Below are 20,684 nucleotides of genomic sequence, written 5' to 3' on the forward strand. Positions count from 1 at the left end.
AATTAATATTGTTTTTGTAGTTGAAATTACTCAACAATTGTTACTAAATCTTCTGTTGATTTTCTCACCTTTTTAAGGTTTACTAACCAGTCTTTATCGGTGTCTCTATATCCAATAGGAAGCAACACACAACTTCTTAATCCTTTTTCTCTTAAGCCTAAAATTTTATCAACGGCTGCAGGATCAAATCCTTCAATTGGAGTTGTATCAACACCTTCAAAAGCAGCAGCTATTATAGCTGCGCTAAAAGCAATATAAGCTTGTTTTGCAGCATGGTTAAAGTTTTCCTCTGCATCTTTTTGAGGATAGTTGCTCAATAACATTTGGCGGTAGTTTTCCCAGCCTTCGTTTTTAAATCCACGAATTTCGTTTGTCAAGTCAAACATTTTGTTAATTCGCTCTTCAGTATAGGTATCCCAAGCTGCAAAAACTAATAAATGAGAACAATCTGTAATCATAGATTGATTCCAGGCAACAGGTCTAATAGCTTCTTTAATTGCTTGATTTTTAACTACAATTATTTCAAAAGGTTGTAAACCACTTGATGTTGGTGCTAAACGAGCAGCTTCAATAATGTTGGCAATTTTTTCTTCTGAAACTTTTTGGCCATTCATTGCTTTTGCAGCGTATCTCCAGTTTAATTTATCTAATAATTCCATTGTTTTATCTTAATTTTTTAGTTATTCTTATTTTTGTTAAAATACGTCACCCTGAATTCATTTCAGGGTCTCATCATATTACGTTAATTAAAGCTTTACTTAATTCCAAATCAAATCCTTTTTATTGCTATTTCTTTTATTTTTTCTGATGTAAAAATATGTGTTGTTGAAGTTGAATTTGCTAAATTCAACATTGCTTGTGCAATTGTTTCAGCATTTATAATGCGGTATTTTTTTAAATTCCCTATAAATAAAGGTTGAATGAGTTTAAAAACAGCCAATCCTATTTTTTCACCAATTCTAGTTTCATTTCTGTTTCCACCAATAATTGAAGGTTGTAAAATATACGTGTTTGGAATGTTTTGTTGTAAAACTTCTTGTTCCATTTCACCTTTTGTTCTGTTATAAAAAATGCTACTTTTTGCTTTAGCACCCATTGATGAAATAACTATAAAAGTTGGAATATTATTTTCTTTTGAAAGCTTTGCAGAGGTTACAGGAATTCCAAAATCTATTTTTTTATAAGTTTCTTTATTAGGTGTTTTTTTTGCTGTAGTACCAATGCAACAAAACACTTCGTCTCCGGTAAACACATCTTTAAAAGTTTCTAATTCTAACATATCTCCAACAAATTGCTCCACTTTTAAAGGTAAACCTTCAATTTTTTTACGTGAAAATAATTTGATGGTTTTATAACGTTGATCCTTTATTAGTTTTTCTAAAAGAATTGAACCAGTTAAACCGGTTGCTCCTAAAATAATTGCTATTTTTCCCATATCCTATAATTTTATGCTGTCCCAGGCAACATTGAAAGCTTCATTCAACTTTTCTTCAGTTAAATCACAACTACTTTTAAATTGTTTATTGGTTAAAAAAGCCAAAGGATAAATTGTGAAAGCGTACAAAAGATATGGTGAAATTGGTTTTATAATTCTTTCTTGTTTTCCTCTTTCCCATAAATTAAGTAAGGGTTGTAAATGCTTCAAACCTTCACGTTTTATTTCTTCGTCAATAATAGGTGTATTGTCGCATTGCGATAAAAAATTAGCTTCTTCTACCTGATTTAATTTGAAATTGGCAATGTTAAACCAGATCTGTTTAAAACTTTCTTTAACACAGGTTGCTTCACTGTAATTTTTAAATGCAAATACACTAAACAATGATTTCATTTCTAAATACAACTGATTGATTAAATCTTGTTTATTTTCAAAATAAATGTAAATAGTTGCGGGCGACATTTCGGCCATTTTAGCAATTTTAGACATAGGTGCATCATGAAAACCTTGATTGTTTACCAAATGAAGTGTCGCATTTAGTAAGGCAATTCTTTTTTTATCACATTTTTGTCTAATAGCCATCACTTAATATTTTCTTTGGCAAAGATATATAAAATTATCTACAAAATGAACGTTCATTCTTTTTGTAAACATAAAATAATATTAAACCTTAAAATGTAGTACTTTTGCGGAAGTATATAAATTATGAGAACTAAAAGAAATAAAAGCGGAAATCTTCATCCGAAGAATAAACATCAACAAGATTATAATTTCACTGAATTATGTGAAGCAAATACCGATTTAAAAGAGTTTGTGTTTGTTAACGAATACGGAACGGAAACAATAGATTTTGCAAATCCAAAAGCGGTTAAAGCTATTAATACAGCCTTATTATTTAAATATTATAATTTGACTTTTTGGGATTTTCCAGACGATAACTTATGTCCGCCAATTCCTGGAAGGGTGGATTATATTCATTATTTGGCCGATTTATTAAAAACATCTGGAATTAATGAAAATGCTAAAATCTTGGATATTGGAACTGGAGCCAATTGTATTTATCCGTTATTAGGAAATGCCGAATACAACTGGAGTTTTGTTGGAACTGATATTGATAAAAAATCATTGGACCGTGCAGAAAAGATTTTGAAAAAAAATAATTTGACCGAATTTATTAAATTAAAACACCAAAAGGATGCTGCTCAAATATTTAGTGGAATACTAGATGCTACTGATAAATATGCTGCATCCATCTGTAATCCGCCATTTTATAGATCTCAGGAAGAAGCAATGCAAGCCAATTCAAGAAAAATGGAAGGCTTAGGAAATATAACTATTGGAAGAAATTTTAGTGGAAAACAACAGGAATTATGGTATAAAGGAGGAGAAAAAGCCTTTATTCATACATATTTATATGAAAGTTCTAAATTTAAAAACCACTGTTTTTGGTATACTACATTGGTTTCTAAAAAGGAAAATGCCGAAAGTATGTACGACTCATTAAAAAAATTAGGAGCCATCGAAATTAAAACCATTCCAATGCATCAGGGGAATAAAGTTACGCGGGTTGTAGCCTGGACTTTTTTAACCAAAGACGAACAAAAAGAATGGAATAATTAATATTTAATTACTGTTTGTTACAAAAGCGATTCGTTTGCTGTCCTTAGACCAACTAGGCACATTAATAGTTCCTTGGCCTCCATATATATAAGCAATAGTTTTAGGTTTTCCACCTTCAACAGGCATTAAACGCAATGAACATTGTTTGTAAAATGGGTGATCTCCAAAGTTGATATCTGGTGGAAATGAAATAAAAATAATCCATTTTCCATTTGGGGAAACATGTGGAAACCAATCTTTATAATTGGTATCAAATGTTAATTGTACAGGATTACTGCCATCAGGGTCCATTTTCCATAACTGCATATTTCCTGTTCTATTTGAGTTAAAATAAATAGATTTTCCATCAGGTGAGTATTCTGAACCATCATCTAAATCTTTGGTATCTGTTAATTGTGTTTCTACTAGAGAATCGATATGTACGCTATAAATATCATATTTATTATTACGATTTGCTGTAAAAAGTAACGTTTTATTGTCGGGTGAAATTCCGTGTAAATAAGAAGCGCCAACACCATCTTTTGTTATTTTTCTTGGAATGGAATCTCCTTTTGGATCCATAATATAAATTGAAGAAGTTCCTTCATCATCAGCATTATGATGGCTAATTCCTAAAATAGATTCATCAAAAGAAAACACGTGATCGTTGTTATTATCGGTTGCAAAACCTGTATTTATTTGCACAACTTCTTCGGTGTCAAAATTATATCTGTATAAAAATCCGTTAGAATTATAAACTAATTCTTTATCGTTATTAACCCAGTTAGGAGCCTGAATTGAATGAGCTGAATAAAATAATGACTTCCTATGTCCAGTTTCAACATCCATAATTTCCATTGTACTTCCTATATAATCTCGGTACGGTTGAAAATCTGGAGCAGCAGGTTTAATTATTTTAACATTGCTAAATATTGCTTTTTCAATTACTTCTGGATTATGAGAACAAACATAAATACCTACAAAAACTTCATTTCTTAAATTTACGTCTTCAATTTTAACCGTTGTAAATGGCTCTCCAAACTTCGCAGTAGACATAAAATACACATTTCCTCTACGTTCTAATTGTACCACATCTGGTGCTTTATCTGCTGATTCAACTTGCTCTGTAATTCCTCCATCGATTTTTCTATATTGTAAAGAAGTTAGTCCATCTCCGTGAATACTTGCATTTATATGCGGTGAATTTCCACTTAAATTATTTCTAACAATCCAACCAATTTTACGGTGAGGATCTACTCCTTCTCCTACAAATTTAATATGTGTTCTTAAAATAAAATCCCCTTGAATTGATTTGTATAAAAATTGAAATTGGTCGTTTTCTGCCCACATATTTATACCTGAACCGGTTAAGGTATAATTTTGGTTATCAGAATTATAGTTAATAGTCCCCTTATTTTCAGGGTTTCCAATATTAGTTTGATTTTCAAAAATTCCAAAGGTTTTGTTATTACTCATGTTAGTTGGTTCTGTTATCGAAGTTGAATTTGTTGGCTGATTACAAGCAGTTAATGTGATAAGAATAACACAGCATAAAAGTAATTTTTTCATAAAAAAGATTATTACAATAATGATTATCAAGGTGTTACCAAATTAGTTTTTTTTTGGCAAACAACACATTATAGATAAGAGTAATTATTATACTAATAGCTCAAAATAGCATACAATAATTTCAAACTTAAAAAATCTGGAATAAAAATTAATTAAATTCTAATACCAACGTTTTTTATTCTTTTTAGAAGCTTCAGATTTTCTATTTGGGCGGTGTTTACTTTTACCGGGAGTTCTATGTACTTCTCTTTTAGCCTTTGGATCTAACACGTATGGATGTTCATCCATAACAGGTATTGTAGTATTTAATAATTGTTGAATTCCTGCAATATATGGTTTTTCATCAGCTGAACAGAACGAGTATGCAGCACCAGATTTTCCAGCCCTACCAGTTCTTCCAATTCTATGCACATAAGTCTCTGAAACATTTGGAATGTCAAAATTTATAACTGCATCTAAGTTATCAATATCAATTCCACGTGCGGCAACATCTGTGGCAATTAATATAGTAGCTTTTCCATCTTTAAACTTTTCTAAAGCGGTTTCTCTGTCGTTTTGAGTTTTATCACCGTGAATACTTTCAACTTTAAAACCATTGCCTTTTAACATTTTTTCCAATTTAGCAATACCCATTTTGGTACGTCTAAAAATTAGAATATTTCCTTCAATAATTTTTTTTACTAAATGCAAACACAGTTCCATTTTATGTTGTTTCCCAACATAAAATAACAATTGATTTACATTTTTTGCAGCTGAAGATGAAGGAGTTGCATTAACAGTTTCGGGTTCTTTTAAAATGGTATTTGCAAGTTGAACAACTTTCGCTGGCATAGTTGCAGAAAACAATAATATTTGTTTTTCTTTTGGGCATAAACGTTCAATTTTACGAACATCATCAATAAATCCCATATCCAACATTAAGTCGGCCTCATCTAAAACTAACGTTTCTATATAATCTAAATTTAAGCAATCTTGTTTGTGTAAATCTAATAATCTTCCAGGTGTAGCAACTAAAATATCAACACCTTTTCGTAATACATCTTTTTGTGGCTCAATAGAAGTTCCACCATAAATAACCGTACTTTTTAAATTAGAATATTTGCTATACGCACTAAAATTTTCCTGAATTTGCAAAGCCAATTCTCTGGTTGGACTTATAATTAAAGCTCTTATTTTTTTTCCTTTTTTACCAGAATCTTGTCTATTAAACAACAATTGTAAAATTGGTAATGCAAAAGCAGCTGTTTTTCCAGTCCCGGTTTGGGCTGTTGTAATTACATCTTTTTTTGCCAAAACCAACGGAATGGTTTGTTGTTGAACAGGTGTTGGGGCCTCATAATTTAATTGGGCGATGGCTTTTAAAATAGATTTATTTAGCTTTAATTCTTTAAACTGCATACGATTGTTTTAATACAAGATTTTTGCAAAGATACAGTAAAATAGGAAAGTGTGTTATAAAACTAATAAACCGTAATCTCTAAGTTTTTTTATAGGTTTTGAATACCAAAAAGGTTCAAAATCATCAAATTTATTTTCGAAACTTTCTTTTATTTGTGAAAAATTTAGAGTTGAATTTCCTTTTACAGAAATTGTTTCTAAGATTTCTAATAACCATTCGCCTTTTTCTTTTTCAAATGAAATTTCAAGTAAATCATTTTTAGTATGAAAAGCTAAATTAATAAGTTCCAACGTTTTTCCTCTTTTTGTTTTTGTAGTGTAACTAACCAGTGGTTTACCACCTAACCAAACTATTTTGGCAGAAGATTTTATGTTGAAATTTTCTTCAGAAGCTAAGCAATCTTCAATAAAATACGATTGAATTTCAGTTGAAGGAATTTCAAAATCAAACCAATCTTGCAAGGGAAGGTCAAAACCTATATCATGCATAAAATTGAAGATAGATTTTTTTAAACCGTAACTAAATTTATCGTGATTAATTCCTGTTTTATCTTTAAAATCAATATCGTTATTGGCAAACGAAATGTCTTTATAATCGGGAATAACTCCATATTTTTCAGGTTCTAAACCAATTGGACTATGTGTTGTAAGTGCAAATTGATGCCAAAAACCAGAATTAATAATTCCCAATTCAAATAATTGCCGCACCATTTCTAAACTATCTACAGTTTCTTGAACCGTTTGTGTAGGATAACCATACATTAAATAAGCATGAACCATCACTCCAGATTCAGTAAAATTACGTGTTACCTGGGCAACTTGTGCAACAGTTACACCTTTGTCTATAAGTGCTAATAACCTGTCGGAAGCAACTTCTAATCCACCAGAAACCGCTATACAGCCAGAAGTTTTTAAAAGCACGCAAAGATCTTTGGTAAAGCTTTTTTCAAACCGAATGTTTGTCCACCAAGTAACAGTTAATCCTCGTTTTAAAATCTCTAATGCCAGGGCTCTCATTAAAGCTGGCGGAGCAGCTTCATCAACAAAATGAAATCCGTTTTCTCCAGTTTTGGCAATGAGTTCTTCCATTCTATCAACCAGCATTTTTGCAGTTATTGGTTCATAGATTTTTATATAATCGAGAGAAATATCACAAAAAGTACATTTACCCCAATAGCAACCATGTGCCATTGTTAATTTATTCCATCGTCCATCGCTCCACAAACTATGCATTGGATTTGCAATTTCAATTACTGAAATGTATTTGTCCAATAACAAATCGGTATAATCTGGTGTTCCTAAATCACTCTGTTTATAATCATTTTTCAATGAATTATTGATATAAACAACTTCGTTATTTTCTTTGTAAAAAGTTCTTTTAAACTCAGGGTTTTTATTGGTTGAATTTGAAATATTTTTGAATACTAGTTCAACCGGTAATTCACCATCGTCTAACGTTATAAAATCGAAGAAATCAAAAACTCTAGGATCTGAAACCGACCTTAATTCTGTATTTGGAAAACCACCACCCATTGAAACTTTTATTTCAGGATAGTTTTTTTTGATAAACTGAGCACATCTAAAAGCACTGTATAAATTACCAGGAAAAGGCACTGAAATACAAACTAATTTTGGTTTAACAACTTGAAGTTTTTCTTTTAATAGTTGAAGTGTTATTTCATCAATATAAGTTTGGTCCAGCTGCAAGCTATCATATAGTTCATCAAAACTATTGGCACTTTTTCCTAATCGTTCGGCATAACGGCTAAACCCAAAATTTTCATCAACACATTCTTTTATAAAATCGGACAAATCTTCAAGATACAAGGTTGCTAAATGTTTTGCTTTGTCTTGAATTCCCATAGAGCCAAATGCCCAATCCAATTCATCTAATTGTTCAAATCTTGAAGCTTCCGGAAGAAAGTTGTTTGTACAAATTTGCCTTGCCAAAGTTTGATTTTTTCCTTGTAAAAATGCGATAACAACTTCAATTTTGACTAAATAATCATCTTTTAATGCAAAAATTCGTTGTGAATTTTCAGTTGTTATGCGATTGTTCTGTTTGGCATACTCAAATAATTTTTCTAAACTTTTTTTGGTAAAAAGGTCTAGAATAACCTCAATACCTAAATCCATTTGAAAAGAACTGATATTCTTTATATTCAAAAAACCTTTTAAATAAACTGTTGCCGGATACGGTGTATTTAATTGTGTAAAAGGCGGTGTAATAAGTAGAATATCTTTAAGCATAATTGCTTTTAATGTGAAAAATTATTCTTTGATTGTTCTTAAGTAAAGGTTTTCAACCTTCGTTCTTGCCCAAGGGGTTCTTCGCAAAAACTTTAAACTGGATTTTATAGTTGGATTGCTGTTAAAGCAGTTGATTTTAATACGTGAACCTAGCTCTTCCCAACCATATTCTGACACTAAAAATTGTAAAATTTCTGATAATTTAACTCCGTGCAAAGGATTGTTTGGTTGTTCTTGAGGTTTTTTTTCTTGTTCCATTTATTGTTTAATTTCCTAAAAATAAATTAGGCTTTCTTTAATTCTGAATCTATTATATGAACCATTTCTTCAAATTCTTTTTCATCATATAAACGAGAAAGGAAAATTATTTTTCCGGTTTTATCTAGTACAATATTTCTTGTAACTCCTGCTTTTGGCAAGGTAAAACTTTCAAAAAGGGAACCATCTTCATCTATGGTAAACGGATAAGTAACTTGCATTTTAGCAATAAATCTATCAACTTTTTCTCGATCTTCTTTTAAATCGATGCCGATTAAAATAAAATCTTTATTTTTAAATTTTTGCCAAACTTCAGCTTCTAAATGGGGCATTTCTTTTATGCAAACGCTGCACCATGAAGCTGTAAATTGCAATACCACAACTTTACCTTTTAAGTTTTCGTTAGTTATGGAGGTTCCATCCAGCAAATTAAAATCTAATTGAGGAGCTTCTTCACCAACATGAACTCTATAACCTCTTGTTGAATCTTCTTGAGCAATACCAATTTGAGCAATAATTAATAAGGCGAATACTATAATTTTTTTCATTTGTTGAATTATGATTTTGCAAAGGTAATTGAAAACTTGTAATTTCTATTTTATGAATTTATTTACTAAATGTGTTGATCTATTAAAATAACATTTCCATCAGGATCTAAACAATAAAATTGGCTGGATTTTTTGCGTTTTCATCAGCAATTTCTGTTACTAATTTTATAAAGGTAACTTTCTAAATGTATTTTTCAAAACAAACGCTGTTTTCAACGTTTTCATAAAAACCAAAATTAGCGGTGATTGTATAGCCACATTTTTTATAAAGTGCAATTGCTTCAGGTTGTTTTACACCAGTTTCAAGAATGCATTTTTTGTGGTTTAATTCCTTTGCCCATTGTTCTAATTCAGTCAAAATAGCAGAAGCAATTCCTTTTCTTCTGCCATATGGAGATACGTACATTCTTTTTATTTCAACAGTAGCATTTGGGTGAATTTTAAATGCTCCGCAACCAACGGGATTATCATTTTCATATGTAACAACCACATTTTTTAAACCGTCAATTTTATTAAACTGATTATAAAAATCGTGGTCTTCTCCATCACGTATTTTTAGATCTGCATCAAGAAATGAAACTAGTTTTACAAAATCATTGTTAGTGAAGTCGGTTCGAATTAAATGAAGCATATTAATAATTATTTTAATGGAAAATCTCCAGAGCCTAACAAAATAAGAGCTGAAACCAAGTTAATTAGTAAGATAATTACAACCGGTTTCCAAATAGATTTGTTTCTATAATTTGTAGTTGAAGGTATTTCTTTTTTCCAGAAAAGTTCATATAAAAAATAAACGCCAGTAAGACTTGAGACTACTGAAATTAAAATTGCTGTAAAAATAGCGTCAATTGAGGTAAAGTTTGAAATAGCTACTTTTTCTGTGAGATTTAAAAAAGAATAGACATAATTTAAGATAAATGAATAAACGACTGAACCAATAATAACGTAAAACGCATTATTTTTTTTGTTCAATTGAAATAGGTTCAACGCCATTAAAATTCCACCACCAAATACAGAGAATAAAGCGCCAAAAATAAAAATAGATTTGGTACTATAAAGTGCTGTTGATTGGTTTGAGAAACTATTGTTTTCTTGTTTTGACGAGTCAACGGTTTCTTTTTTAGTAGTTTCTGAAGCAATTAATTCTTGTTTAATTTCTTCTCCATTTTCAACAGGAATCCCTCTTTTTTCAAGTTCTAAAACAGCTGTAAGGATTGCAAAATCTTGATAATCATCTTTATTAGCAATGTGATTTTTCAATTCAGCATCAGACATTTTCGCCATTTTTATTGCAAATAAACTTTCTTCACTCATTCTTTAATTGTTATATATTTTTTTAGGTTTGAAGCTAAAATTTCACTTGTTTCGTCCTCATTATTTATGGAAGTTTCGGTAAATAAAAATCCAAAAACAGCATATTTTTTAAAATCAACTTTGCGCAAATTTAAGGGTTTTTCAAAGTCTTTTAAAAGTAAGTTGTAATTAAATGCTTTAATGTTGCTTTCTTTAATTCCAGAATTGTTGTCTAAAACTATTAAATTGTATTTTTTATCTCTTCTGGATTTTAAAATCTCGTTCCAATTTGGTGTTTTTTCATATAAAAAATGCTCGTAAGAGTTAATACCATAAGCAAAATAGGAAATATCTCCGGTGGTACACCAACCTCCAAAACGAAGTGGATTTATTTCTATTGGTTGCACTTTACCATTTTCATTAATTCTAACCTCAACGTGCATTGGAAAATTAGTTAACTGAGCTTTTTTACCAACTATTTGAAGAAAAGCTTCAATTTTAGGCTTGTGTTTTTCTATAATTTCTTTTGAAGTTATATACACTCGATCGCTCACATCTTTGGCAGATGAAAATATGTGGTGCATAATATTTAATACAACTGGCTCACCATTTTTATTAAAATAACAATCAAAAGCATACTCTTCACCTTCAATAAATTCTTCAATTATAAAATCGGTAACATCAACAACTTCTTTGGGGTACATTCCTTTAAAAGTTTCAATTTCCTGATCAATATTTTCAATAATGGTTTTCCATTCACCATGGTTATCAACTTTGTGAACTGCCAAACTAAAAAAACCAACAGCAGGTTTAATTATAAACGGATACTTTAATTTTGAAGCATCAAATGATTTTAAATCTTCAAATTTTATTCCTTTAAAAAAGTAGTTTGGATAATGATCTTTAACCATTTTTCTAAACAAAATTTTATTTTTAAAAAGTTGAATCTGGCCCGGTAATTTTGAGGTTTTTAAATGTTGTTCAATCCAGCTTATTGAATTTTCTGAATTGGTATACAACGGATAATTGTCCTGTTTTTCTATGGTTTTTATTGCTTCTTTTTCAGAAATCCAGTTTAAAGAATCATCAGCAATCATAGATTTTGCAACTGCAGTTGCTACAATTGGAAAGTTGTTTTCTTTGATAGTTTTCAATAAAAAATCTGAAGCAAAAGGTTTGTCTATTAATATCATTTTTAAAGTATGCTACTTTATAAGTTTATAATGTAAAAATACAATAAAGATTATTAATCATCTATTTAGTCAATGCGCAATAAATGCATTAATCTATGCGTAAAAGGCGCAAAGAAAATAGCTACCGTGCTTAAAAAACAACACCACTAAAAAGAGCATAAATAGAGGCAAACAACTTGGCCGAATCGGTGAACATTTCATTAACAGGTCCCATTTCGGTTAAAATCATAGCAGCGTTATAAATGCTATCCACCCAATTTAAATTTCCAATAAAATGATAGCCTAAAACACCTTTTTTGCAAACTCTTTTGGAGGTAATATATTATGATTCTTTCTTTTCATTTATTTAAGTTTCTCTTTAAAAAAATCAATAGTACGTTTCCAGGCTAAATCGGCAGCAATTTTGTCAAATCTTGGTGTTGTATTGTTATGAAAACCGTGATTTACTTTTGGGTAAAAATGAGCAATATGATCAATGTTATTTGCTTTAAGTACTTTTTCAAATTCTGGCCAGCCTTCATTTACTCTTGTATCTAATTCGGCATACTGCAACATTAATGGAACCGTTATTTTCTCTGCATCTTCATTTGAGGGTTGTCTTCCATAAAATGGAACAGCAGCAGCCAATTCAGGAACTTTTACAGCCATCATATTAGAAATCCAGCCGCCAAAACAAAACCCAACAACCCCTATTTTTCCGTTGCAATCTTCACTGGATTTTAGGTACTCAAAAGCTGCAATAAAATCTTCCAGCATTTCATTTCTATCTCGTTTTTGTTGTAAAGCTCTTCCATCGTCATCATTTCCCGGATATCCGCCAAGTGGTGTTAAAGCATCCGGAGCAATGGAAATAAAACCTTCAATGGCTGTTCTCCTGCCAACATCTTCTATATAAGGATTTAGACCTCTGTTTTCGTGAACAACAATTACACCTGGCAACTTGGCTTTTGCATCACTAGGTTTAGATAACAGCGCACGAATTTTTCCACCACCTTTTGGAGAATTATAGGTAATAAATTCCGAAGTTATTCTTGGATCATCTTGTTTAATTTCTTTGGTATCTCTATAATTAGGCGACATAAAACTTAACAGTGATGAAACTGTAAGTCCGCCAACGGCATAGAGCGACAGTTTTTCAATAAATTGTCTTCGTTCTAATTTATTATGTGCGTAATCATCATATAAATCAAAAATTTCCTGATTAATGTCTTCTTTCTTTAGTGGCTTCATAAAGTGAACTTTTTAGTATTAATTATAGTAGATTTTTAAATATACAAATTAATTTAATACTCGTGTAGTTATATGAAATATAAACAGTTACCAATTTAAACTTTTAATTATTATTGAAATTGATTGCTGTTTGTTTTAGCAACTGTTATTTAGGTAATATAGTTACAATTATTCTTTTATATCTAGATAATGACGGTATTCCTTTGTCAGTAACTTTCAGTATAAAGTGAGCAGTTTCTATTTTATCTACTATAGGAGCTTTCGCATTAGCAAGATGCACATTCTCGGCTCCTCCAATTTTTATAGGTTTTTTGTAGGTTCCAGCTTCTGGGTAATTAAACCAAAGAAAACTGATATTATCACCATCAGGATCAGTTGAAGAAAAGGCATCGAAACTTATATTTTCTCCGGATTTTACAGTTATGTTTTCTGAATGACTTAATACAGGTACCGGTGGATGATTGGCTTCCTTAAAACTTTTTGTACACCAATCCATACGAGCGGCAAAATCATTTTGAAAATCATCTCTCCAACGCCATAATGAAACTTTATTGTTGGTGAAAGTAACAGTATCTTGTTTTACTGATCTTCCAAATTCTTTGGGAGTATACGGAGTATAACTTTCAACGGCATCTGTCCATATTTCACGTGTTTCAGGTTCAAAAGGAACTCCTGAACCTCCCTTTTTCTGTTTGCTAAAATCGGGTTTGTACAATTCGTATCGTCCTCCCCAACCGCCCCATTCCGGGTGTTCTGCTACATTTAATCCGTTAGGTATTAATGATAAAAACGATGGAGTATCTCCTTCCACTCCCCAAGCTACATCTGGATAGGCTGCTCCTAAAACACTATGATTTTGTTGAATGTTTTTTGCGAGCCAATTATTACTAATTTTATCGTTATTTATTCCTTTTATTACACTATTAATTGCAACCCATGTTGCACTACCATAATCATCTCCAGGGCTAACGATGTAAAATAAGTTAGGAAAATTATTTCTAATCCAAATACCACTATCGTCTTGATCAGAGATGGTATAAACTCTAAGTTTTGCAATCAGTTTTTTTGCTTCGGATGCTGATTTTGTATTTTTAATTTTATAAAGTGCTTGTGCTAAATTATTTGAGCCTCCCCAAACAGGAATCCATAATGGACGCTCGTCTTTTTCTTCCAATACTTTTATAATCCAGTTAGAACCTTCTGAATCTTTTCCTTCGCCAACTCCTAGCATGCCATATTTTGGCAAGCCTTTTTTAACGAGTTTTAAAAGCGTTTCTTTAGTGGGAAATCCAGCTTCATGTTTTGTAAGGTTTGGTTGAACTTCACCATAGGCTTCAATTACTTTTACAATAGATTCAGGATCAATTCTTGTTTTATGCCAACAAGAAGTAGTTGCAATTAAACCCTTAATGTCAATTTGATTTGAATATAAAAATAAACGAACCAAAGATTGCGTATCGTCCGGGTCTGCTTCAATATCTGTTAATATTATTACACGGTGTTTTTGAGCTACTTGGGCAAAAAGAGATTGCGTACCTAGGATACATAAAAAAGCAACTAAATAGAAAGTATTTTTCATAATTTTAATTAACAGTTATTCTAACTTTAAAAGTATTAAAAATTTACATCTTTTGTTTAAACTTTTTAGCTTATATCTTTAATAATGCAATCAGTATTTTGTATTCTTACTTTAATTATTCTAAATAATTTATATTGGGGGAAGTATGAGATATATGAGTTACTAATGAAAGATTAATAACCCTTGTGTTTACGGTTTCTTATTTTTGATGTTAGTATTTAATTGTTATTTTTAAGCTCTTTTTTAAATAGAACTGCAAGGAGTAACATTGCCAATGGAGCTGTAATTCCCCAAGGAGCGCCTAATAAAAGTAATTTTTCTGAAAAGGTAGGGTAGAAGTATACAATTGAAATTAAAGGAATTGTAAGGGCATTGGCTATAAATGAAATTTTAACCCATTTTTGAAAACCTTTTTTTGAAAAAACAGGTACGGCTATTAAAGTTGCCAATCCCATAAAAATGTAACCAATGGCGTCATAATCCCAAAATAGCGAATGTGGTGTTTGTTCGAGAATTTGAATTTCATGTACGGCACCTTTAATTTTCATAGGAATTACTGTTGCCAGTTGCACAACATAATTTGCAATTACAAATACGGCATAAATTATTGAAAATATAAGAGCTGCGTGACTCCATATCTTTTTTTTAACAGGTGTTATATAATGAAGTGCAAGTATTTCTAATACAAAAGGAATAACAATGCAAAGAGAAGTGCCATAAATTAAAATTTCATCCATTGGAAAACGTAGAACACGTATTATCTGCAATATTTGAACAACTAAAAACAGCAAGGTTGCTATAAAAGCCATTAATCCAGACCAATAACCAATTTTATATATTGTTTTATTTACCATTTTACTAAAATTTTAAATTATTACCAATCTGCACTATAAACGTGATACGTTTTCAATAAAACCTTACCGAGTTACTTTCTTAGTTTTAGATATCCAAAGGAAATTCAAGTCATTATTTTTTAGAATAAAATAGATTGCTAAAGCTGCTATTAGGGATGAAGGAAAGCCAGAACCAATACCAAGAGGTGCAATTGCCAGAAAAAAAACGATGGCTCCAAAACACGCAATTTTAACAATCCGCCCTTTTAGAAATAATCCTATTGCTATTATACCCTGCCCAATTGCGATAAGTGAAACCATTGTAATAATATGCGATTTAAACCATCCATTAATAAAATTAGCGTATAAACTAAAAGGAGTAAGTGCTGCATAATTCAAATAATTACTAGGATTATTGTGAGCAGTAGTGTAGTTTAACCAACAAGCCCACATAAACAATATGGCAAAAAGCAAACGTGAAATTGTTGTTTTTTTAAGAGATAGTATTAAAACGATAACAGCAATTGTATTTGAAAAAATCCAAGGAATAAAATATTCTCTTAACAAATCCATATGCATAGTAAATTTATTAATTAGGACTCAGCAAGTGTATTGATGAGTTTGGCACAACCACCTTTTTTAATAAATGATGTGTGATCATCAAAATTCATAAAATGTTCTCCTGAGATATCAGAACATAAAATTTTTGAATCTGTTGCAAAGTAAAATGCTTCTAATACGTTTTTTAAATCTGGATTTTTTAACGGCGAGCTCTTTTCTTCTTCTCTGCACCATTCAAGAGATTTTATCCAAATTGCTGCACTTAAAGCACCGCAACCAGAACCACTTAAACCCAGTCCGCCAGCAAAACCTGCTACCATCATCATTTCTTCTGTGCTTGCACCCATTTTTTTTGCAACCTCTGTAGCGCAGCTAACGCAAATTTTAGATAAATAGGTTTCCTTATTTGTCAAACCTTCAATAGCCGATTGTACAGCTTCCGGAGCCCATTTTTCGGCCAAATTATAACAGTGTAAGAATCTTCCAGAGAAAAAATACTTTGCAAAACTCAATTTATTAGAAAAATCACATTTAGTAATTTCTCTACAGTTAATTGTTTGTTCTCTTTTTATAAATGATTCCATGATACTTTGTGTAGCATTTATAGCAACACAAATAGCTTGATTTTGGTTGTTGCATTTGCGATACGCTTCGGCACCAACAGCTAAGGAAGCTCCCCAAAGCATACCGCATTGATACCCTTGCTGCATAATACCACCAGCCAATGGATCGGAAGCACGCTCTTCTTGTTCTTTTGGGTGACCAAATTCTCGATTTAAAATATAAAAGAACGTACGAGAACAGGTTCCTAACTTTCTAAATACTTTTTTCCCGTCTTTAGGACCATCTTTAATATTATATATAGTTGAATCCATTTTAAATATTCTTTTGGGTATAACAAGAAAGATAAAAAGGGATAAAATGTAATCAAATGATATTGATCAGTTTATATATACGTTTTAATTGCTTATAAAGGGTTAGTATATGGAAAGTTGAGGTTTGAAAATAAAATTTACTGTTGTTTTAATTTGGTATTTTTTCTTGTATAGTTGCAGGTTTCTTTCTTATTGATTATTTATTTTTATTAAACAAAAGATCAGCTGGGCAGCCTAGTTCCTTCTGTTTACAATATTTACAGGTCAATTGCCCACGAATATAACTATTACCTATTGTTATTAATATAATTAGCAACAACAATTCAACTAATAGAATACAATCAAATTTTAAAATTAAAAGAACAATCCCAATAACTATAGGTATTAATGATAGTAGCATATCTGGAATCATATCTTTCCAAGTTATGCGCTTAATACAGAATTTAGAAATATCACCTTTTTTAAAAAACCATGAACTAATTTTACCTTTTCCAAATCCACAAATCTTACCCCAATAATAATAATTTGTACAACGTTTTTTTATCAGCCTGTATTCAAAAAATAAAATATACAATAAAAACAGCAATGAAAAAACGAATCCTAATCTAAAAATGATGAGAAAGCCTAGTACATAAATGGCCAAAGAAACTAAATTTGAAAGTATTACGATCCTAATCGGGTAGTTTTTATAACTTTTTATGGTTTCCATATCTCAATAATTTATGTTGCTTTATTTTATTCAATTGCAACGTTAGCGATTATGGGTGATTGGGTTTTGAAATCGTAATTTAGTACTATTTAAATTTAATGCTTTTTTGTTTTAGAAACAACCTGTATTACTGCATTTAGCTAAATTATGGTGTGTTTTAGCTATTAAATTGTCTTTTTAAAGATTTTTATCAATAGCAATTCTTATAAAAAGGAGGGATAAAATAATTGTAATTGGGGTAAAAATTAGGGTTTCTAAAGCGTTTATCGATTGTAAATTCCCAAGGGTGTTTAAAGCGAAAAATGCTGCAAAAAACCAAAGCAACACAGTTATTAAAATTTTGGGAATGTTTAATTTTATATAATTGCCTTTTATAGCAACAACAAAAATAATGAGTAGCGTAATTAATACGCCTATAGACTCAAAAACCAACATTTGCTTTTTGCTTTCCAGTCTGCCTCCCCAGGCATATTGATAAGAAATAACACCACTTAGTATTAGCAAATGGTAAATTAACATGCAACTTAAAAGTACAATTATAGTTTTAATTGCAACTTTAAAATTGATATATTTAAGTACTCGCATATGATAATAAAACATCTAAATTTTGTTACTTAAATTTAGGGTTTTTATGTTTTAGGAACAAGCTATTTTACTGAATTAAGCAATTTTTTTATGCGTATTGTTGGGCGTTGTTATTTAAATATATTTATTCGATTTTCATTTTTTGGATCTTTGATGTATTCAGAGGAGTTTGATTCACTTTCAATAAATGAGTATTTTTTACTCTCGAAAGGGGAATCATTGACAAAATCAACAATTAAATGTGGACTTTCATTATGATAATAATCTCCAATCTCATCAACAACCAATATTCTGTCAAAATGAATAGATTGTAATTCAAAATAATATGCTTTATTCCGATTATCTAATTTATTCCAAATATCATAAGCTTTGAAATATTCTTCATTATTCTTGTCGTAATAATTCACGGGTAAATGATCTAATTCTAGATGGTTTGGGAATGAATCATCATAGGACTCAATAATGTCCCATTTATTATTTTCCCAATCCACATATGCAAAATGTTTTTTAACAACTAATAATATGCTATCCACGGGCATATAGCCATAGACATAGTAATATCTCCATTGGAAATTCTCATTTGGTGAAACTTTGGGATAATTTTCACAAATTGTAGGTTTTATAAATACGATTTCATTTCTTACTTGTCCTATTTCTCCAATAGCTTTTATTAATTTTCTTTTAGTAGTTAATCTTGATGAAATTTGAGATTTTAAGTTTCTTTTTCTTTTTTGCAATGATATTCCAAAATAAGCAAATAGAAGGTGGTCATATTTTGGAAGAAATAATAAATCTTCTATTTCAGCTTTACCTAAGATAAAAAACTCATTAACACCTAATTTGTTTAGTGTTAATTTGAAAATGTCTCTAGATTTTTTAGAAAAATTAGAAGAAGCAACCAAAATATATCCATATGGAGGTAAATCTTGTTGTTCAATATCATTTTTAATTATAGATTCAACTTTTTTAGGGGTTATTTTTTGTTCCCTTTTGCATTGTATTATCCAATCTCTTTCTTCAAGTTGGTATTCGTTATTTTCAGAATCAGCATTGACCAATGTTACATAATTCTCTATTGCAAGGATGTCAATGCCATTATCAGAACCCATTTTACCTGTAGCTTCAATTGATTTCCATTCTTTAAAATCATACATCAATTGTCTAACTAAATCTTCAAATCTATGAGGTTCTAAATCTTCAAAGTGAAGAGGGTTAATCGTTCTTGTAATTTTCATTTCATTTTTTTTGTTAAAATACCGCCCAACGGTTTTGTGGATGATTTCGTTGCGTGTTTCAGCAACTAAATTAGCAAATACAAACCGAATAGAAAATCCGCGAGGATTTTCGTAAGTAGGCGAGTACTAGCAATGAATTATACACGTTGTTGCCAACAGTTTTTATATTTCATTCGGCTGATAAATTCGGTCATAAACCGAGTCCTTATAACCTCCAAAACTAAAAGTAGGTAGTTTATTGTGATTATATTCGTTTATCGCTTCATTAATTATTCTCTCTCTAAATGGAATATGTAGAGTTTTAACGGTATCATTATCCATTCTGTCTTTCAATGATTTAGGAATTAAATTAATCAAATTTTGAGGACAATGAGTTGATATTCTTGTTCTATGATTAACATAAGAAACAATAACAGGCAAATTACATTTATCAATTGCATATTCAATTTCGTATGGAACAAAGTCAGTATCCAATTTTGTTGTGTTACCAACAAGTAACAATAATCGACTACTGTTATCAAGTCTTGCTCGTAAAGTCCTCTTTATAGTTTCTTCTTTACTCCATTGTCGAAGCATAGCTCCTTTTTCGTGAGGATTGATTAATTTAAAATCCTTTCCTTTCATTTTATTCCAACCTTTTAATAAGTTGTAATACTTAATATCTGATTTAGTTATATCTGTATTTCCATCTGCTGCAAATGCAACATATGTTCCGTTTCTGTAAGCCATAATTTATGTTGTAGATGAAGTTTGTGGTATTGATTTACCTAATATTATTGTTAAGAATATGAAACTTATTATTAGTTGAGTGATAGTCAAATTAATTCCAACTTCAGTAATTGGTTTTACATATTCATAGTCTGCTGTGATAGAATTAGCATAGCTAAACCACAATGATTTAATATTTAAAGCTAAATCGTTACTCCATTTAAAGTCGGTAACATAAGGAAGACGAAATAAATAAGCGAAACATAAATTAGAAAATCCTATCGATAACAATAATGTTATAAATCTTCTCCTTACTCTATCAATAGTATAGTTGTCAGGATTTAATGATTCAGCTTTCCAGACGTGATAATAGAAATAAGTATATATGTTTGATATTATTAAATACCATACAATAAAAGTTAGAAATGAGTTGTTAATAGAATATTTAAGTAAGATAATTACAAAAGTCCACTTTAATATTATAAAAGTATCGACTGCAATTCGAGAAGTCTTTACAATACTCAAAATATTGGATTTATCTGCGAAAATTTTCACAGATAGATTTTTGATTAATTCCACAAGTGATAAATACTTGAGATTATCAAATATAAATTTTAGTATAGTATAAATTATTCCATTTTGCATTGGCTTTGGTCAAATTGTTGGCAACTTGTTATATGTTAATAAAAAGTGTATTTATCCCCAATAAATTTAAACTGCAAAACAGCCAAAAAATGGATTCTAAAAAGTTATACAAACTTGTATGTAATGGATAAAAGCAATTTTTACACGTTAAATATACGTAAAAATAAAATATGTAAACTAT

At 30.3% G+C, this 20,684-nt stretch carries 22 protein-coding genes; 1 reads left to right on the forward strand and 21 read right to left on the reverse strand.

What is annotated here, in order from left to right; all coding sequences use genetic code 11:
- Positions 1 to 26: 26 nt before the first annotated feature.
- The 3 genes from CHB63_RS07645 to CHB63_RS07655 form a co-directional block, all read right to left on the reverse strand.
- Complete coding sequence (locus CHB63_RS07645; protein ID WP_089377862.1) at positions 27 to 659, reverse strand: nitroreductase family protein; 633 nt, start codon at positions 657 to 659, stop codon at positions 27 to 29.
- Positions 660 to 769: 110 nt separating this feature from the next.
- Positions 770 to 1,435, reverse strand: a complete 666-nt coding sequence (locus CHB63_RS07650) for an NAD(P)H-binding protein (protein WP_089377863.1) — start codon at positions 1,433 to 1,435, stop codon at positions 770 to 772.
- Between the two features lie 3 nt (positions 1,436 to 1,438).
- Positions 1,439 to 2,017 carry a TetR/AcrR family transcriptional regulator gene (locus CHB63_RS07655; RefSeq protein ID WP_089377864.1) on the reverse strand — a complete coding sequence of 193 codons (579 nt, stop codon included), beginning with the start codon at positions 2,015 to 2,017 and terminating at the stop codon, positions 1,439 to 1,441.
- A gap of 123 nt (positions 2,018 to 2,140) precedes the next feature.
- On the opposite strand from CHB63_RS07655, the gene rlmF reads away from it, so the two are divergent.
- Positions 2,141 to 3,055, forward strand: coding sequence for a 23S rRNA (adenine(1618)-N(6))-methyltransferase RlmF (gene rlmF / locus CHB63_RS07660; RefSeq protein ID WP_089377865.1), 915 nt, complete (start codon positions 2,141 to 2,143; stop codon positions 3,053 to 3,055).
- Positions 3,056 to 3,058: 3 nt separating this feature from the next.
- On the opposite strand, the gene CHB63_RS07665 is transcribed toward rlmF, so the two are convergent.
- The 18 genes from CHB63_RS07665 to CHB63_RS07750 form a co-directional block, all read right to left on the reverse strand.
- On the reverse strand, positions 3,059 to 4,603 hold the full coding sequence (locus CHB63_RS07665; RefSeq protein WP_089377866.1) for a TolB family protein: 1,545 nt from the start codon (positions 4,601 to 4,603) through the stop codon (positions 3,059 to 3,061).
- Positions 4,604 to 4,762: 159 nt separating this feature from the next.
- Entirely contained in the window at positions 4,763 to 6,001 is a 1,239-nt protein-coding gene (locus CHB63_RS07670; protein ID WP_089377867.1) for a DEAD/DEAH box helicase, read from the reverse strand.
- 54 nt (positions 6,002 to 6,055) lie between these two features.
- Complete coding sequence (locus CHB63_RS07675; protein ID WP_089377868.1) at positions 6,056 to 8,251, reverse strand: B12-binding domain-containing radical SAM protein; 2,196 nt, start codon at positions 8,249 to 8,251, stop codon at positions 6,056 to 6,058.
- A gap of 21 nt (positions 8,252 to 8,272) precedes the next feature.
- Complete coding sequence (locus CHB63_RS07680) at positions 8,273 to 8,509, reverse strand: VF530 family protein (protein ID WP_089377869.1); 237 nt, start codon at positions 8,507 to 8,509, stop codon at positions 8,273 to 8,275.
- A 26-nt stretch (positions 8,510 to 8,535) separates the two neighbouring features.
- Positions 8,536 to 9,057, reverse strand: a complete 522-nt coding sequence (locus CHB63_RS07685) for a TlpA family protein disulfide reductase (RefSeq protein WP_089377870.1) — start codon at positions 9,055 to 9,057, stop codon at positions 8,536 to 8,538.
- Between the two features lie 181 nt (positions 9,058 to 9,238).
- Positions 9,239 to 9,688, reverse strand: coding sequence for a GNAT family N-acetyltransferase (locus tag CHB63_RS07690; protein ID WP_089377871.1), 450 nt, complete (start codon positions 9,686 to 9,688; stop codon positions 9,239 to 9,241).
- 8 nt (positions 9,689 to 9,696) lie between these two features.
- Complete coding sequence (locus CHB63_RS07695; RefSeq protein ID WP_089377872.1) at positions 9,697 to 10,371, reverse strand: hypothetical protein; 675 nt, start codon at positions 10,369 to 10,371, stop codon at positions 9,697 to 9,699.
- On the reverse strand, positions 10,368 to 11,543 hold the full coding sequence (locus CHB63_RS07700; RefSeq protein ID WP_089377873.1) for an ATP-grasp domain-containing protein: 1,176 nt from the start codon (positions 11,541 to 11,543) through the stop codon (positions 10,368 to 10,370). The genes CHB63_RS07695 and CHB63_RS07700 overlap by 4 nt, the downstream gene beginning before the upstream one ends.
- Before the next feature lie 342 nt (positions 11,544 to 11,885).
- Positions 11,886 to 12,773 (reverse strand): dienelactone hydrolase family protein, encoded by an 888-nt coding sequence (locus tag CHB63_RS07705; RefSeq protein WP_089377874.1) that lies wholly within the window; start codon positions 12,771 to 12,773, stop codon positions 11,886 to 11,888.
- 145 nt (positions 12,774 to 12,918) lie between these two features.
- A complete protein-coding gene (locus CHB63_RS07710) occupies positions 12,919 to 14,352 on the reverse strand; it encodes a nucleoside hydrolase-like domain-containing protein (RefSeq protein WP_089377875.1) in 1,434 nt (477 codons plus the stop codon).
- A 218-nt stretch (positions 14,353 to 14,570) separates the two neighbouring features.
- Entirely contained in the window at positions 14,571 to 15,206 is a 636-nt protein-coding gene (locus tag CHB63_RS07715; RefSeq protein ID WP_089377876.1) for a hypothetical protein, read from the reverse strand.
- A gap of 63 nt (positions 15,207 to 15,269) precedes the next feature.
- Positions 15,270 to 15,758, reverse strand: coding sequence for a hypothetical protein (locus CHB63_RS07720; RefSeq protein ID WP_089378130.1), 489 nt, complete (start codon positions 15,756 to 15,758; stop codon positions 15,270 to 15,272).
- Positions 15,759 to 15,778: 20 nt separating this feature from the next.
- Positions 15,779 to 16,621 carry a C-GCAxxG-C-C family protein gene (locus tag CHB63_RS07725; protein ID WP_089377877.1) on the reverse strand — a complete coding sequence of 281 codons (843 nt, stop codon included), beginning with the start codon at positions 16,619 to 16,621 and terminating at the stop codon, positions 15,779 to 15,781.
- A gap of 196 nt (positions 16,622 to 16,817) precedes the next feature.
- On the reverse strand, positions 16,818 to 17,330 hold the full coding sequence (locus tag CHB63_RS07730; protein WP_089377878.1) for a hypothetical protein: 513 nt from the start codon (positions 17,328 to 17,330) through the stop codon (positions 16,818 to 16,820).
- A gap of 177 nt (positions 17,331 to 17,507) precedes the next feature.
- Positions 17,508 to 17,930 carry a hypothetical protein gene (locus CHB63_RS07735; protein WP_141107285.1) on the reverse strand — a complete coding sequence of 141 codons (423 nt, stop codon included), beginning with the start codon at positions 17,928 to 17,930 and terminating at the stop codon, positions 17,508 to 17,510.
- A gap of 95 nt (positions 17,931 to 18,025) precedes the next feature.
- Positions 18,026 to 19,150 carry a restriction endonuclease gene (locus tag CHB63_RS07740; protein ID WP_089377880.1) on the reverse strand — a complete coding sequence of 375 codons (1,125 nt, stop codon included), beginning with the start codon at positions 19,148 to 19,150 and terminating at the stop codon, positions 18,026 to 18,028.
- Between the two features lie 162 nt (positions 19,151 to 19,312).
- Positions 19,313 to 19,879 (reverse strand): TIR domain-containing protein, encoded by a 567-nt coding sequence (locus CHB63_RS07745; protein ID WP_089377881.1) that lies wholly within the window; start codon positions 19,877 to 19,879, stop codon positions 19,313 to 19,315.
- Between the two features lie 3 nt (positions 19,880 to 19,882).
- A complete protein-coding gene (locus tag CHB63_RS07750) occupies positions 19,883 to 20,383 on the reverse strand; it encodes a hypothetical protein (RefSeq protein ID WP_141107286.1) in 501 nt (166 codons plus the stop codon).
- Positions 20,384 to 20,684 lie beyond the last annotated feature (301 nt).

The sequence above is a fragment of the Lutibacter flavus genome (assembly GCF_900188355.1).
Taxonomy (GTDB): Bacteria; Bacteroidota; Bacteroidia; order Flavobacteriales; family Flavobacteriaceae; genus Lutibacter; species Lutibacter flavus.

Coding starts and splice junctions, on each gene's coding strand:
- CHB63_RS07715 (WP_089377876.1), bottom strand. CDS start 15,206: ATGGTAAATAAAACAATATATAAAATTGGTTATTGGTCTGGATTAATG.
- CHB63_RS07655 (WP_089377864.1), bottom strand. CDS start 2,017: ATGGCTATTAGACAAAAATGTGATAAAAAAAGAATTGCCTTACTAAAT.
- CHB63_RS07675 (WP_089377868.1), bottom strand. CDS start 8,251: ATGCTTAAAGATATTCTACTTATTACACCGCCTTTTACACAATTAAAT.
- rlmF (WP_089377865.1), top strand. CDS start 2,141: ATGAGAACTAAAAGAAATAAAAGCGGAAATCTTCATCCGAAGAATAAA.
- CHB63_RS07710 (WP_089377875.1), bottom strand. CDS start 14,352: ATGAAAAATACTTTCTATTTAGTTGCTTTTTTATGTATCCTAGGTACG.
- CHB63_RS07740 (WP_089377880.1), bottom strand. CDS start 19,150: ATGAAAATTACAAGAACGATTAACCCTCTTCACTTTGAAGATTTAGAA.
- CHB63_RS07725 (WP_089377877.1), bottom strand. CDS start 16,621: ATGGATTCAACTATATATAATATTAAAGATGGTCCTAAAGACGGGAAA.
- CHB63_RS07720 (WP_089378130.1), bottom strand. CDS start 15,758: ATGGATTTGTTAAGAGAATATTTTATTCCTTGGATTTTTTCAAATACA.
- CHB63_RS07735 (WP_141107285.1), bottom strand. CDS start 17,930: ATGTTTTATTATCATATGCGAGTACTTAAATATATCAATTTTAAAGTT.
- CHB63_RS07665 (WP_089377866.1), bottom strand. CDS start 4,603: ATGAAAAAATTACTTTTATGCTGTGTTATTCTTATCACATTAACTGCT.
- CHB63_RS07685 (WP_089377870.1), bottom strand. CDS start 9,057: ATGAAAAAAATTATAGTATTCGCCTTATTAATTATTGCTCAAATTGGT.
- CHB63_RS07650 (WP_089377863.1), bottom strand. CDS start 1,435: ATGGGAAAAATAGCAATTATTTTAGGAGCAACCGGTTTAACTGGTTCA.
- CHB63_RS07695 (WP_089377872.1), bottom strand. CDS start 10,371: ATGAGTGAAGAAAGTTTATTTGCAATAAAAATGGCGAAAATGTCTGAT.
- CHB63_RS07680 (WP_089377869.1), bottom strand. CDS start 8,509: ATGGAACAAGAAAAAAAACCTCAAGAACAACCAAACAATCCTTTGCAC.
- CHB63_RS07645 (WP_089377862.1), bottom strand. CDS start 659: ATGGAATTATTAGATAAATTAAACTGGAGATACGCTGCAAAAGCAATG.
- CHB63_RS07705 (WP_089377874.1), bottom strand. CDS start 12,773: ATGAAGCCACTAAAGAAAGAAGACATTAATCAGGAAATTTTTGATTTA.
- CHB63_RS07700 (WP_089377873.1), bottom strand. CDS start 11,543: ATGATATTAATAGACAAACCTTTTGCTTCAGATTTTTTATTGAAAACT.
- CHB63_RS07670 (WP_089377867.1), bottom strand. CDS start 6,001: ATGCAGTTTAAAGAATTAAAGCTAAATAAATCTATTTTAAAAGCCATC.
- CHB63_RS07745 (WP_089377881.1), bottom strand. CDS start 19,879: ATGGCTTACAGAAACGGAACATATGTTGCATTTGCAGCAGATGGAAAT.
- CHB63_RS07690 (WP_089377871.1), bottom strand. CDS start 9,688: ATGCTTCATTTAATTCGAACCGACTTCACTAACAATGATTTTGTAAAA.
- CHB63_RS07730 (WP_089377878.1), bottom strand. CDS start 17,330: ATGGAAACCATAAAAAGTTATAAAAACTACCCGATTAGGATCGTAATA.